The sequence below is a fragment of the Stenotrophomonas sp. 05L413 genome, from assembly GCF_056397945.1.
This window is the reverse complement of record NZ_JBFTOL010000004.1, coordinates 203489-218045: the sequence shown is the minus strand read 5'-3', so window position 1 is coordinate 218045 and position 14557 is coordinate 203489. Positions and strand designations below refer to the sequence as shown.

The window sequence follows — 14557 nt, the reverse complement described above, 5'->3', positions numbered from 1 at the left end:
TCAGTATGCGCACTCCGGCCCCACCGGCACGATCCCCGACGGATTGAGATGCCGATGACTCCCGTAATAGTGGTGCTTGATGTGCTCAAAGTTCACCGTATTCGCCACCTCGCGAATCGCCATCATCCGCGCCACGAACGCATGCAGACCAGCGAAGTCTGCAATGCGCCGCACGTTGCACTTGAAGTGCACGTAGTAGACCGAATCGAAGCGGATCAAGGTGGTGAACAGACGGATATCAGCTTCGGTCATGGCATCGCCCACCAGCCACTCGCGTTGCTGAAGGCGCCCGTCCAACCAGCTGAGTGAATCGAACAACGGTCCAACAGCCTCTTCGTACGCCTGCTGCGTTGAAGCAAAGCCCGCCTGGTACACACCGTTGTTGACGGTGGCATAGACCCGTTCGTTGACCGCATCGATCTCAGCACGCGATGCAGCCGGATAGAAGTCACCGGCTTTCGCGCCCAGCCCGTCGTAGGCGGTGTTGAACATCCGGATGATATCCGCCGATTCATTGCTGACGATCGTCCCGCGCTCGCGATCCCACAGCACCGGCACGGTCACCTTGCCGGTCATCCCAGGTTTGGCGGCGGCATACAGTTCATGCAGATAGCGTGCACCGCGTTCGGGCTCCGGCGTTACCTGCGGGCCGGGCTCAAAGGTCCAGCCCTGATCACCCATGTGCCAGTTGACCACCGACACCGGCACCAGATCTTCCAGGCCCTTCAGCGCGCGCACGATCAGCGCGCGGTGTGCCCACGGGCAGGCGAGACTCACGTACAGGCGAAACTCCCCAGGCGCGGCTTTGACACCAGGCTCGCCATTCGGGCCAGCGCTGCCGTCAGCGCTCAACCAATCGCGGAAGGTGGATTCCTCGCGCTTGAAATGACCATCCTTGTCAGCGGCACCCGCGGTGCCTTCCTGCCATGTTCCATCGACCAGCATGCCCATCGCGGGAGTACTCCTCTGATAGCGGTGTGTGATGCCGGTGGTGCGTGCCGGCTTCTACAGCGGGTTGTAGCAAACGCATCGGCAATGCCCGGTGATGGGCCCTCGCAGCGGGTGCATGTTTCATCGCGTTCATCACCGCAGCACACGCAGCTGCGGCAGAATGTCGATGTATTTACGCGAGACTCCCACCATCATGCGTATCCACCAGATCGATCTTCCCGTGTCCGATGTCGCCGCCACCGTGGCGTACTTCCGCGATGAACTTCAGCTGCCGGTTGAGGGCTCGGCCGTGCGCATCGGCTGGAGCACCCTGCAGCTGCAACCCGCAGGATCGAATCCGGTCGGCGGTGCGCACCTGGCCTTCAACGTCCCAGCCAATCGATTCGAAGCGGCCACCGACTGGCTGAAAGCACGCGCCACCCTGCAGCGCGATCTGAAGGGCCATGACCACTTCACCTTCGATGGCCGCTGGGATTCCGAATCGATTTATTTCCCCGGTCCGGACGGCCTGATCCTGGAGCTGATCGCGCGCCGGCGCCTGCCTGCCGGCGAGCGCCAGGGCGCGTTCCATGGCAGCGAGATGACCTGCATCAGCGAGGTCGGCCTGCCCGCTGAACACGTGGGCGAAGTGCAGGCGAAGGCCGAGGCGGCCTTCGGGTTGAATCCCTTGTCACAGCCCACGCCGCACTTCGCACCGCTCGGCGATGACGAAGGCCTGTTGATCGTGGTCGATGCGACGCGCCGCTGGTTCCCGGAGCAGAAAGTGCTGCCGAATGCGCGCGGCCTCCGCGTCGTGTTGCATGACGTCATGCCTGGCGCGGTGGTCGCAGACGACGCGCTGGGCTGGCACCTGCGCTCGGCCTGAGCAGGCCGCAGACGAATGAAGCCCCGCCGGAGCGGGGCTTCAGTTCACCCAACAGCCGGATGGGCTCACTCTTCCTCGTCCTGCTGGCCGCCCTGCTGCTGGTTCTGGTTGCGCTGCTGCTGTTCCTGCTGCTGTTCCTGCTGCTGTTGCTGCTGCTGGTCGCGACCACGTTCCTGCTGTTCACCGCGCTGATTCGGGTTCTGCTGGTTCTGCTGAGCCATCTCGGTTCTCCGGTCGCCGCAAACGGAATGTCGCGGTCGGGGCCATCCTCTGCAGCGCGAGGTTAACGACGTGTGGGGGTTTGTATACGAATTCGTCAACGTCTCCACGCCAACGTTTTCTGCAGGTACAAACCCCATGTCGCAGTAAGCGTTGGCCCGCATATGAACGGTTCGAATTCCCTTATGCCACCATCCCCCAAACACCCCGGAGCGTGACTGAACAGGGCATCCCCGATCCTGCGGGTGGAGATGACGCGCAGATGACGATCACGGCATCACTGGCGGCACGTAGGTCAGCGTCATGCCGAGCAGCCACAGCAGGCCAAGCACCAGCGGGATGTGCACCAGCAGCTGGATGAAGGTGAAGCCGACGATGTCGCGCGCCTTCAGGCCGAGCACCCCCAGCAGCGGCAGCATCCAGAACGGGTTGATCAGGTTCGGCAGTGCCTCGGCGGCGTTGTAGACCTGCACCGCCCAGCCCAGGTGGGCCTTGAGTTCGTTGGCGGCCTGCATCACGTACGGAGCTTCAATGATCCACTTGCCGCCGCCGGAGGGCACGAAGAAGCCGAGCACCGCCGAGTACACGCCCATCACCAGCGCGAAGGTGTCGGTGGTGGCGATATGCACGAACAAGGTGGAGAGGCGATGGGCGAGGGTCTCATCGCCACTGCCGGTGGCGTGGGTGAGGATCATCGCGATGCCGCCATACAGCGGGAACTGGATCAGCACGCCGGTGGTGCTGGGGACGGCCTTGGCCACCGCGTTGAGGAAGCTGCGCGGGCGCCAGTGCAGCAGCAGGCCGAGCGAGATGAACAGGAAGTTGTAGGTATTGAGGTTGGCGATGGCGGTGACCACCGGCTTGCTGGCGAACTCGCCGAACAGCCAGCCGAAGGCGAGCAGCGAGAGCAGCACGGTCAGCAGCGGGCTGTACTCCAGCCACTCGCCGGGGCGGGTGCGCGGCTGCAGCGGCTCGGCCTCGGCGCGGGCGGCGCCTTCGAAGTCCTTGGCGGTGCGCGCAGTGGCGGCGCCGGGCGCGGTCAGCCAGGCAATCAGCAGCGACACCAGGATCAGCGCGGATGTCAGCGCGATCGACTGCCACAGGAAGATGGTCTCGGTGAAAGGCAGCACGCCGGTGATCTCGACCAGGCCGGGCGGCATGCTGGCCGGGTTGGCCTGCAGCTGGGCGGCCGAGGAGCTCAGGCCCATCGCCCAGACCGCACCGAGGCCGAGGTAGGCCGAGGCACCGGCGGCGCGGTAGTCCATGTTGAGTGATTCACGACGGGCCAGCGCGCGGACCAGCAGCCCACCGAACACCAGCGAGAAGCCCCAGCTGAGCAGCGAGGCGAGCATGCTGATCAGGCCGACATAGACCACCGCGCCACGGCCGGTCTTGGGCACACGGGCCAGCAGATTGATGAAGCGCGCGACGATCGGTGCAGTGGCGACCGCATAGCCGCCGATGACCACGAAGGCCATCTGCATGGTGAAGGGAATCAGGCTCCAGAAGCCCTCACCGAAGGCCGTGGCGGTGGCCTGCGGGGTCGCGCCGAAGCCCATCGCGGCGGCCGCGACGATGACCACGCCGAGCACCGCGAACACATAGGCATCGGGGAACCATTTTTCCGCCCAGGCGGCCGAGCGCAGTGCCGCGCGCGCCATCCAGCCGTCCTGCACCACTGTCGATGTGCTCATTGCCCCGCCCTCCCCGATCATTCAATGGGAGCGATTCTGGGCGTTGGGAACGGCGCTGTCAGTCGCCTAATGGTCGTAGTGCCGGGCGCTGCCCGGCTCTGCGAGGTGATCGGGAGCTGGCCAACGGCCGGCACTACCACTGCGCGCGTTACGGGTAGCACCCGACCGTTGGTCGGGTGGCCACCTCAGCGCACCCCCAACGACACCGCGATACCGGCGAACAGCGCGGCGCCGACCCAGTTGTTGTGCAGGAAGGCCTTGAAGCACGGGTCGCGCTCGCGCTTGCGGGCGATCCAGAACTCGTAGGCGATCAGCCCGGCGGCCACGCCGACGCCCAGGCCGTAGTAAACGCCCAGCCCGGCGCGCAGGCCGACCAGCGCCATCGTGCCCAGGAACAGCGCGTAGAGAATCCCCTGGATGATCAGGTCCAGATCCCCGAACAGGATCGCGGTGGAATGCGAGCCCATCTTCAGGTCGTCATCGCGGTCGACCATGGCGTACCAGGTGTCATACGCGGTGGACCACAGGATGTTGGCGCCGTACAGCAGCCAGCCGATCACCGGCACCTCGCCCTGCACCGCGGCGAAGGCCATCGGGATGCCCCAGCCGAAGGCCATGCCGAGGTAGACCTGCGGCAGGTGGGTGTAGCGCTTGAGGTAGGGGTAGCTGGCGGCCAGGAACACACCGATGAAGCTCATGCCGATGGTGAGCCAGTTCAGGGTCAGCACCAGGGCGAAGGCGACGATCATCAACCCGGCGAACAGGGCCAGCGCCTCACGGCCGGACACGGCCCCACTGGCCAGCGGGCGGTCCTTGGTGCGCTTGACGTGCGGGTCCAGCCAGCGGTCGGCGTAATCGTTGATCACACAACCGGCCGAGCGGGTCAGCCACACGCCGGCGGTGAACACGAACAGCGTCCACAGCGGCGGCAGCCCGCCGGAGGCCAGCCACAGCGCCCACCAGGTGGGCCAGAGCAGCAGCAGGGTGCCGATCGGGCGGTCGGCGCGCATCAACTTCCAGTAGTGCCGCCAGCGCGACGGGGGCGCCGCCTCGGGCGCTTCAAAACGTTCGTAAGCCATCGGTAAAGGATACCGCCTGGGCTGGCCGGGCGCGCCGCCGCCCGGCGCATCGGTGCAGGGGGCAGACCTGCGCGGCGTTTACGGATAGAATGCTCCTCCCGCGCCGCTTTGGCGGTTCGTGGCCCCATCAGGCGGCCCGGCGGGACGCAGGACACAACGCGCTCGTAGCTCAGCCGGATAGAGTAGTGGCTTCCGAAGCCATTGGTCGGGGGTTCGAATCCCTCCGGGCGCACCATCCTCGCCACTTCCCCGTGTTCATTGCTTTGCCTGCGCTGACCGCGCCCAGGCTGGGCCGCGCCATCGCCTGGCCGACCGGGTGAACGCGCGCACGGAATGGCCGGTACACATCGGTACCGGCCCTGGGACGTCAGCCTTCCTCAGTACGTCCCATCAAACGCGAAGATCGGCTTGCGCTGTTTCCACAGCCCGGCGGTGAAATCCGGGAATTCCAGCGTCTGGAAACTGTTGGCGATGGACTGCTCGGACAGCGGCGTGATCGCGCTCCAGGTGATCGCGTCGTAGATGTCGATCGGCATCGGTGCCTTGGCCTTGAGGGCTTCCACGAAGGCATGGATGACGAACCAGTCCATGCCACCGTGGCCGGCGCTGGCGGCGGTATCGGCATGCTGCTTCCACAGCGGGTGCTCGTACTGGTCCTGGTAGGTCTGGAACGGTTCCCACTTGTGCGGCGGGCTGCGGCCTTCGATGTGGATGGACTGGTTCACGTCCATCCACAGGCCCTTGGTGCCCTGCACGCGGAAGCCCATCGAGTACGGCCGCGGCAGCGAGGTGTCGTGCTGCAGCAGGATGGTCTCGCCGTTCTCGCAGGCCAGCGTGGTGGTGACGATGTCGCCGAGCTTGAAGGCCACCTTGGTGCTCGGGTGGGTCGTGCCCCCGCTCTTGGCCACGGTGTACTCGTGCAGGCCACGCGCCTTGCTGGCAAACGCGTTGATGTGGGTGAAACGGTTGCCACGGTTGATGCCGGTGTACATCGCACACGGGCCGATGCCGTGGCTGGGGTACAGCTCACCGTTGCGCTTCACCGAATGCTCGGTGCGCCAGCGTGCTTCGGACCAGCCCTTGGCACCGAACTCCACGCCGCTGTCATACGGCTGGCTGGGATCGCCGGAATTGAACTTCACCCCGCGCAGGTCGTGCTGGTAACCGCCCTGCAGGTGCACCAGTTCCCCGAACAAGCCCTGGCGCACCATCTGCAGCGCCGCCATCACATCGCGGCGATAGCAGACGTTCTCCAGCAGCATGTACGGCGTGCCGGTGGACAGCTGGGTCTTGAGCACGTCCCAGTGGTCCTGCAGGGTGATGCCGGCGACCACTTCGCAGCCCACCGCGACCTTGGCCTGCATCGCCGCGATCGCCATCGGCGCGTGGTATTCCCAGGGCGTGGCGATGATCACGCCGTCCAGGCCGCGCTGCTCGATCAGCCGCTTCCAGGCGTTGACGTCGCCGTCCTGGCCGTACGCCTTGGGCGCCGGCTTGCCGGCCTTGGCGACCATGTCCATGCCGCGCTTGAGCATGATCGGCTCGATGTCGCACAGCGCGACCACCTCCACGTCATCGCGGCGGACCAGTTCCTTCAGCAATACCTGGCCGCGCATGCCGGTGCCGATCAGGCCCAGCCGCACCTTGCGCGCGCGTGCCCAGGCGGGCGTGTTGGGCAGCAGGCTGGTGGCGGCGACGGCCGCGCTGGCGGCGATGAATTCTCTGCGTTTCATGGACAGTACCTCGTGTGAAGATCGCGCCGGCCGGGACCGGCGCGGGGGAAGCATCAGAACTTATAGCCGACGGTGAGACTGTAGCCGCGACCGAAGATGGTGGCGTAATCGCTGGAATCGCCGAGGAAGCTGTTCGGGTCATAGAACGGCAGGCGGTCGAACAGGTTCTTGATGGTGAAGCCGACGTTCCAATGCGCATCCGGGCGCCAGGCCACGCTCAGGTTGGCGGTCCACCACGACGGGGCGCCATCGCACTTGCTCTGCTCCACCGGCAGGTAGCCGGCGGTGCAGGTCTGCGGATTGTTGTCCTCCTCGTCGATCTGCTGCAGCGCCCACTTGGTGCCACCCACGTAGTTGACGAAGACGCTGGTGGTGACCTGCTTGTAGCTCCAGTCCGCGTTCAACGTGGCGCGCAGCCTCGGGTTGTTGTAATAGCCGACCAGGTCGCCGTAGTACCAGCCGCTTTCATCATCCAGGTAGGAGCGGTTGCGGTTGGCGATGGTGGCGGCCACACCGATATTGAGGTTGCCCCACTCGCCCAGCGAGAAGCGGCTGCGCGCATCGATGTCGAAGCCGTCGATCAGGGTCTTGCCACGGTTCTTGTACTGGCCCACCACGCTGGCCACGTTGCCCACGCTGTAGCCGGGCAGCGTGCCGGGACAGGCCACGCCGCTGGCCGGGTCGGCGCACATCGCCGCCAGGGCGGCCAGGTTGGCGCGGTCGCTTTCGGTGATCGGCGAACGCGTGGAGGAAATGATGTCTTCGTCGCGGGTGAAATCCGGGGCGACGATTTCATTGCTGCGGTAGATGAACCAGTAATCGGCCGACACCGACAACCATTGGGTCGGCTCGTAGACGAAACCGAGCGTGGTGATCTTGGCCTTCTCCGGCTTGAGGTCCGGGTTGGGCTGGGTCATGCGCGCCACCGTGCGGCTGCAATCAGTATTGAGCAGGGAGTTGCCGAGGTCGACGTCCCCGCCGCGCTGCGACCGCAGCAGGAGGTTGGCGATGGCGTTGGTCTCGTTGCAGCGCACTTCATCACGGTAGCCCCCCAACTGGGCGAACACGCCACCGTTGCCGGACTCGGCCAGGCTGGGGGCGCGGAAGCCGGTGGAGTAGGTGCCGCGCAGCATCAGCTGATCGAACATCTGGTACTTCAGGCCGATCTTCGGGGCCAGGTTGGCGCTGAAGTCCGGGTACTTGTCCACGCGCAGCGCGGCGTCCAGCTCCAGCTTCTCGGTGAGCGGCGCCACCGTCTCGGCGAACAGCGCATAGGTATTGCGCTTGCCGTCGAACCACGAGCCGCCCTGCTGGGTGATCAGGCCGTTGGCCGCATCCGGGTTGCCCGGGGTGTAGAAGGTTTCGCGGCTGGCGTTGAAGCCGAAGGCCGCACGCACTTCACCGGCCGGCATCTGGAACAGCGGGCCTTCGATCTTGCCGTCCAGCGTATGCAGGCGCGTCCAGGACTGGATGTCGAAGGTCGGGAATGCTTCACGGATCAGGGCGGCGTTGGCTTCGCTGATCTCACCGAACTTGTACGCCGGGTGATCGGAAATGATCACACGGCCGGTGCCCGGATCGACCGAGTACGGGCCGAAGGCCTTCTCGAAGCCGGCCAGGTTGACGTTGGTGGTCTGGTAGGTGACCGAGTGGCTGCCGGCCGTGGCAAACGCGGTTTCCCAGTTCCAGTCGCCGATGTCACCGCGCAGCCCGGCCACCACGCGGTAGCTCTGGTCGGTGTTGCGCTGGCCGAAGTGGTTGGCACCCACGTCCTGCAGCAGGTACTGCAGGCCGACCACGCCGCCCATCAGTGCCTTCAGTTCGGGCGAGGCGTTGTTGTATTCGTTGTTCGGGCCCAGGTAGGGATACAGGAACTGGTTGACCGTGGTGCCGGTGTTGCGCGAGAACCAGCTGGTCGGGTTGCCGGTGGTGGTGCCGTAGGCGCGCGGCGTACCGCCGTTGGCGGTCAGGTCGATGTCGGTGTAGGTCGCTTCGGCGAAGGCTTCGGTGCTGTCGCCGATCAGGAAGTGGGCGTTGACGTACGCGGTGTTGCGCTCGGATTTGGCGCCGGCGTCGATCTCGTTGTTCATCCAAGTTTCCCAGATACAGCGGGGTCCGGCCGCTTCGCTGGTGAGCACGTTGTTGCAGCCCGGCGCGGCCTCCTGCACACGGCGGCCGGTGACCGGATCGAAGGCGAAGTAGCTGCCCGGGTTGAACTCACCCGGCTTGCTGCCGGTGCCCAGGCGCAGGTTGGGCAGGTAGTTGGGGTTGTTGACGTAGTACTGGTCGGGCCGCTTGTCGTAGAAGTCGCTCAGCGGGATCGCATCGCGCCGATACAGGTTGACCGAGGCGTAGACGTTGTAGCGGTCTTCATCCAGATCGCCGAAGCCGGCGGTGATGCTGCCCTGGTGCTCGCCGTAGGAGCTGATCCGCGAGGATTTGTCCGTGGTGAGGTTGATCTCCGCGCCCTGGTAGGAGCGTTTGGTGATCACGTTGATCACGCCGGCCACCGCATCGGTGCCATAGACGGCCGAGGCGCCGTCGGTCAGCACTTCCATGCGTTCGATCGCTGCGGCAGGGATCGCATCGATGTTGACGAACTGGGTCTGGAAGCCGGCCGGCGCGCCGTAGTAGGACAGACGGCGGCCATTGAGCAGCACCAGCGTGCCCTGTGCGCCGAGGCCACGCAGGTTGGCCTGCGAGGCACCATCCGAACCGGTGAACAGCGAGCGCGAGTCCTGCTGGCCCGGCCGCGCGGCGGGCAGGTTGTCGAGCACCTGCAGCAGGGTGCGCGCGCCCATGTTCTCGATGTCCTGCTTGCTGATCACCTGCACCGGCGAGGCGGTTTCCACATCACTGCGGCGGATGTTGGAGCCGGTCACCTCGATGCGCGACAGCTCGGTGGCTTTCGTATCGGGTGATGCGTCCTGGGCGCTGGCACTGCCGACCACCGCGACGGCCAGGCCGAGTGCGATGGACAAGGGGGTGGCGGTGATGCGGCGATGGCGATGGCGTTCGGTCAACATCTTTGGCTCCTTGTTCGATCCGCAGCGTGGGGCTGGCGGTGGATGGGTGTTTTCGGGCAAACGTCCCCCGTGCCGCGGCCAGACGGCCGCAGACGGGAAACGGGAGAGAGCGGTGTTTCGACAGGCGGTTCGGTTACGGCGACACGATGCTGGCGGTATCGCCCTCCTGTCCGATCAGGGCGGCATTGGCCCAGTTGCCACAGACCTGCGCGGGGTGATCGCCCTGCGCCCCGAGCGTGCGCAGACTCAGCCGCTGCAGGCCGCGCACGTCCAGCTCCGGTTTGACCACGCCGGGTGCGGTGACCAGCCCGCTGTCGTACAGCAGCCGACCGTCACCCCACACCTGGAACTGCATGCCGCCGGCGGTGCGGCACTGATCATCGATCCCCAGGTCGGCACGCAGCAGGCGCCAGCTGCCCGTCAGTTTCAGATCGATCCGGCTGTTGGCGTTGACGCCCAGGCCGCGGCGGAAATGCAGCCCGTTCATGCGCATCTCCGCCTGCCCACCGAGGGCGCGGTCGGCAGCCACGCTGGCCTTCACCGGGGCCGGCATGCGCAGCGCGGAGAGATACAGCTGCTGCGCGGGACCCTCCGGCTGCGGATGCTCCAGCACGTGGAAGGTGGACAGCACGATCGGGCCGACATCGCGGGGCTGCAGCGCATCCACCGCACGCGCCACGCTGCCCTGCGCCGCGGTCACCATCGGGTCGGCAGCGCTGGCACCGTCGCCTTCCGGGTTCTGCGTGCTGAGCACGCGGAAGCGCAGCAGGCGGCCGGCATGGGCGGGGAAATCGATCTGCTGCATGCCTTGCTGCAGGGTCAGGCGGCCACGCTTGATCGGCTCACCCCACTCGCCATTGCTGTCGGCCATGTAGATTTCGTAATCGCGGATCTGCCCGCTCTTCCAATGCTGGTCGTTGCGTGGCGCCAGTTCGATGCCGTCGATCAGCTTGCGTTCGCCGAAGCCGAGCACCCACTCGTGCGCACCGGTCTTGACCGCCTGGTTGCGCACAGTGCGGAACCACGTGGCCGGGTCATCGTCGAAGGCCTTCTCCATCTCGTAGCCCTGCTCCTCGGCCGGGCGGTTGACCACCAGCAGGCTGTCCGAGGGCAGCGCGCGGCCCAGTTCCGGTGCGGCCGGGAAGGCATCGTCGGCCGGTGCGGCAGCGATCGGCAGCTCCAGCTGCAGTGCGAGCGGCTGACGGATGTCGGTCGGTGCGGTGCGCACGTGCAGGGTGCCGCGGCGCTCGGCCGCATCGAAGTACCAGCCCTCGCCCGCGGCCTGCCACGCCGCCGGGTCGGCCAGCATCGGCAGCGCGCGGCCGTCCAGCGTCACCGCCGCCGGGCGCTGGCGGCTGAGCACGCGCAGCGCATACCGGCGCTGCGGCAGCTGGCCGGCGTACTGGCCCTGCACCGCCTCGATGCGCACCTGCACCGGGCCAGTCCCCTGTGCCGGGGCCTGCACCGTGATCGCCTGCGTGCTCGATTCGCCCTTCTCATAGCGGCGGGTGGCACCATCATCTTCGTACAGCGTGTACTGCGAGGTGCCCTGCGGGTACAGATCGAAGGTCACTTCGTCGAGCGGCTTCTCACCGTCGTAGAGCATCGCCGGGTACATCGGAATGATCGCCCCGGCGCGCACGAACACCGGGATCGTGGCCAGGTCGACCGGGCGATCCAGCGAGCGCCCCTCGGCGCCGGCGAGCAGCTGGCGGCCGTCCCAGTAGTCGATCCAGCGGCCCTGCGGCAGGTGGATGTCGCGGCGCCAGCCACGGCTCGCGGCCTGGCTGCGGTACACCGGCGCGATCAGCAGCTCGCGGCCGAGCAGGAACTGGTACTTGTGTGCTTCGGTATAGGCCTGCGGGTCCTGCGGGTAGTCCCACATCAGCGCGCGCAGCAGCGGCGCGCCGCTGGTCGCCGCATCGTGTGCCAGCCCGTACATGTACGGGGTCATGCGCATCTTCAGCTTGAGGTAGTCGCGGTTGACGCTGCGGTAGGGCTCATCGAACCACCACGGGTGCTTGCGCGCATTGCCGGACCAGCCGGACATGCCCATCAGCACAGGGGTGAAGCTCTTCCACTGCAGGTCGCGGGTGAACGTCTCAGCGCTGCCGCCAAAGATCGCGTCCACGTCGCCACTGGCGTAGGCCATGCCGGACAGGCCCGAGCCGATCAGGGTCGGGATGTGCCAGCGGATGTAATCCCAGCTGCTGCTCTGGTCGCCAGTCCAGGCCACCGCGTAACGCTGGATGCCGCCCCAGCCCATCACCGTCCACAGGAACGGGCGCGAGTCGGAATTGTTCAGGATGCCGTTGAACGCGGACTGGTTGGCATCCATCGCGAACTGATAGCCCTTGCCGGTCCAGGCCACGTCCAGCTTCTGCACGCGGCTGCCCGCAGTACCGACTTCCCAGGCGATCTTGTCGACGCCGTTCTCGGTCCACAGGCCGGTCTTGAAGCCGTACTTGGCCAGGCCCTGCACGGTCTCGGGCAGCTTCTTGTAGCCGCAGCCGTAGCCATCGTTGGGCAGGATCCAGCCGCCGGGCATGTCGTGGTCGCGGTACTGCCGGGCCACGCTGTCCACCACATCCGGCGTGGTGCCGGTCGGGCCGTCGCTCCAGCCCTCGGGCACGCTGCCGGGCTTCTTGATGTTGTCGCCATCGTTGTAGCAGTCGGCGTCGCCATAGGAGAACGCCCAGCGCGGCAGCAGGCCGGCGCGGCCGGTCAGCGTGGTATAGCGGTCCAGCAGCGTGTGCAGGCTGGGCCCGACGAAGTAGTACGCATCGAAGCGGTCTTCGCGGTGCAGCAGCGTGGCCTGGTCGGCCTGGCGCAGATCATAGGTGCCGTCGCTCCACGTGTTGCGCAGCATGCCCCAGCCCCGCGAGCTCAGCAGCATCGGCGCCGGGTTGGGGCGATCGCCTTCTTCCCAGCCACCGGAATACGAGACCTCCAGTTCGCGGCCCTTGAACTCGAAGCGACCGTTCTGCTGGCCGCCGCCGTAGAAGTGCTCATCGCCTTCGCTGGAGAGCACCTGCACGCTCTGGTCCTTGTCCAGGTCCAGCGGCTGCAGTTCGTGCCACAACGCGACATCGCGTTCGCCGTCGCGGCGATCCAGCGACAGGCGCAGTGGCTGGCGCTGGATGCGCAGCACCAGGGCGTCGGTACGGATACGCACCTCGTTGCCATCTTCCTCCACCTCGAAGGCGACCTTCGCGGCCGGCTGCGGCAGTACGATCGGGGCAGCCTTGTCGCTGGCATCGGTGAGCGTGCCGTTGCGGCCGGCGCGCACACGCAGCACGTCATCGCGCAGCAACTCCACGCGCAGGGTGGCGCCGGTATCCGTGCTGAGTGTCCAGCCGGCGGTGCCGTCGTTGGCGGGGGCGGCGCTGATCGCACGCAGGTTGCCCACCGGCTCAGCGTTGGCAGTGGCAGCCAGAGCTACTGCGGTAAGCAGTGCGATCGTCAGACCAGTGCGTCGAAACCGGAAGTCCACCTTGCCCCCAAGCCCGCGGTCAGCGGGAAACTGAAACCAGTGCGGCCGACTCTAGGGCAGGGTCTCGAAAGATGTCAACAAATTGCAAAGAAAAAGGAAGGATATTTAAACATAAACGAAAGATGTGGCGGCGCGACACTTTCCAAACGCCACCTGAATACGCGTTTGTTGCCGCCTGAAACCTTGGTGCAGCGCGGCATCCACGGCCACCCATGGCGTTCAGACACCGATCGAACAGCGAAAACTGTGACCCACCGACCTTTTCTTTATCTTTCGATATTTGACATTTCGAAAGAAAACGAAGAAGGTGCGGTCGCCCAACAGGAATTGCGAATGGACGCTTCTCTGCTCCCTGATTTGCCCACGTGGCAGCGCCTCGGTGGCGCCTATACCGCCGAAGAAATCGCCCAGCAGCCCCGCGTGTGGGCCGCGCTGGCCAGCCTGCTGGAGGCTGCGCAGGTGCGCATCGATGGCTTCCTCGGGGAGGCCCTGCGCGATCCCAGCCAGTTGGTGATCTTCACCGGTGCCGGCAGCTCGGGCTTCATTGCCGAGATGGTGGCCGACCAGATCAATGCGCAGTGGCCTGCCGAGGTGCGCGCCGTGCATACCACCAGCCTGCTGACCCATCCGGCGCTGTACCTGCGCCGCGACCGCCCGACCCTGCTGGTGTCGTTCGGGCGCAGCGGCTCCAGCCCGGAGAGCGTGGCCGCGGTGGATCTGGTCCGCGACCAGGTGGAGCACGCGCGCTTCGTCGATATCACCTGCAATGCCGAAGGCGAACTCGCCACGCGTGGCCACGGCCGCAGCGATACGTTTTCGCTGCTGATGCCGCCGGCCAGCTGTGATCGCGCCTTCGCCATGACCAGCAGCCTGAGCTGCATGCTGTTGGCCGCGCTGAGTGCGTTCGACAGCGCCCCGTGGGCAACGCGCCTGGAGCGTCTTCGCACGTTGGCCAGCCAGGGCGAGCGTGCGCTGGATGCCTGGGATGGCGCGGTGGCCACCCTCGCCCAGGCGCCGTATTCGCGTGTCATCTATCTCGGCAGCGGTCCCCTCGAAGCGGTTGCCCGCGAGGCCGCGCTGAAGGTGCTCGAACTCACCGCCGGCCGCTTGCTGGCGCTGGCCAATACGCCGCTGGGGTTCCGCCATGGGCCCAAGTCCACCCTCAACGGCGAGACCCTGGTGGTGATGCTGCGCAGCGCGCAGCCGCTGGCCCGCCGTTACGAGCAGGACCTGTTGAACGAACTGCGCCGCGACGGCATCGCCGGACGCGTGCTGTCGATCGGGCCGGAGGATGCGGACCGCGCCGACGGCGACTTCGTCCTCGCCGCACCCGCCTTGCCGGATCCGTGGCTGGCCCCGCTGTGGCTGCTGGTGCCGCAGTGCTATGCGCTGCAGCGTTCGGCCGCGCTCGGCATGACCCCGGACAATCCCTTCCCCGACGGCACGGTCAACCGTGTGGTGCAGGGCGTGACCATCCACCCCCACGGCTGAGCACGC

Annotated in this window: 9 protein-coding genes and 1 tRNA gene; 3 read left to right on the top strand and 7 right to left on the bottom strand. The window is 66.4% G+C overall.

The genetic code is table 11. The features are described from left to right. Positions 1-951 carry a glutathione S-transferase family protein gene (locus AC1DIQ_RS10245; protein ID WP_478049974.1) on the bottom strand — a complete coding sequence of 317 codons (951 nt, stop codon included), beginning with the start codon at positions 949-951 and terminating at the stop codon, positions 1-3. 193 nt (positions 952-1144) lie between these two features. Between AC1DIQ_RS10245 and AC1DIQ_RS10240 the strand changes: the two genes are divergently transcribed. Further along, positions 1145-1816, top strand: coding sequence for a VOC family protein (locus tag AC1DIQ_RS10240; protein WP_478049973.1), 672 nt, complete (start codon positions 1145-1147; stop codon positions 1814-1816). A gap of 65 nt (positions 1817-1881) precedes the next feature. Here AC1DIQ_RS10240 and AC1DIQ_RS10235 read toward each other — a convergent pair whose 3' ends face one another. The 3 genes from AC1DIQ_RS10235 to ubiA form a co-directional block, all read right to left on the bottom strand. Next, entirely contained in the window at positions 1882-2037 is a 156-nt protein-coding gene (locus AC1DIQ_RS10235; protein WP_455947471.1) for a hypothetical protein, read from the bottom strand. 267 nt (positions 2038-2304) lie between these two features. Further along, positions 2305-3696, bottom strand: a complete 1392-nt coding sequence (locus AC1DIQ_RS10230) for a short-chain fatty acid transporter (protein WP_478050107.1) — start codon at positions 3694-3696, stop codon at positions 2305-2307. A 218-nt stretch (positions 3697-3914) separates the two neighbouring features. After that, a complete protein-coding gene (gene ubiA, locus AC1DIQ_RS10225) occupies positions 3915-4808 on the bottom strand; it encodes a 4-hydroxybenzoate octaprenyltransferase (protein ID WP_152150853.1) in 894 nt (297 codons plus the stop codon). Between the two features lie 158 nt (positions 4809-4966). Between ubiA and AC1DIQ_RS10220 the strand changes: the two genes are divergently transcribed. Further along, positions 4967-5043, top strand: a tRNA-Arg gene (locus tag AC1DIQ_RS10220). A 142-nt stretch (positions 5044-5185) separates the two neighbouring features. Here AC1DIQ_RS10220 and AC1DIQ_RS10215 read toward each other — a convergent pair. The 3 genes from AC1DIQ_RS10215 to AC1DIQ_RS10205 all read right to left on the bottom strand — a co-directional run bounded on the left by AC1DIQ_RS10215 (position 5186) and on the right by AC1DIQ_RS10205 (position 13060). Next, positions 5186-6541 carry a Gfo/Idh/MocA family protein gene (locus tag AC1DIQ_RS10215; RefSeq protein ID WP_478049972.1) on the bottom strand — a complete coding sequence of 452 codons (1356 nt, stop codon included), beginning with the start codon at positions 6539-6541 and terminating at the stop codon, positions 5186-5188. Between the two features lie 53 nt (positions 6542-6594). Next, on the bottom strand, positions 6595-9567 hold the full coding sequence (locus AC1DIQ_RS10210; protein WP_121040720.1) for a TonB-dependent receptor plug domain-containing protein: 2973 nt from the start codon (positions 9565-9567) through the stop codon (positions 6595-6597). A gap of 133 nt (positions 9568-9700) precedes the next feature. Next, a complete protein-coding gene (locus tag AC1DIQ_RS10205; protein WP_478049971.1) occupies positions 9701-13060 on the bottom strand; it encodes a TIM-barrel domain-containing protein in 3360 nt (1119 codons plus the stop codon). A gap of 333 nt (positions 13061-13393) precedes the next feature. On the opposite strand from AC1DIQ_RS10205, the gene AC1DIQ_RS10200 reads away from it, so the two are divergent. Continuing rightward, the gene (locus AC1DIQ_RS10200) at positions 13394-14551 is read left to right on the top strand and encodes an SIS domain-containing protein (protein WP_478049970.1); all 1158 of its coding nucleotides are present in this window, start codon (positions 13394-13396) and stop codon (positions 14549-14551) included. The last annotated feature ends 6 nt before the right edge of the window (positions 14552-14557 follow it).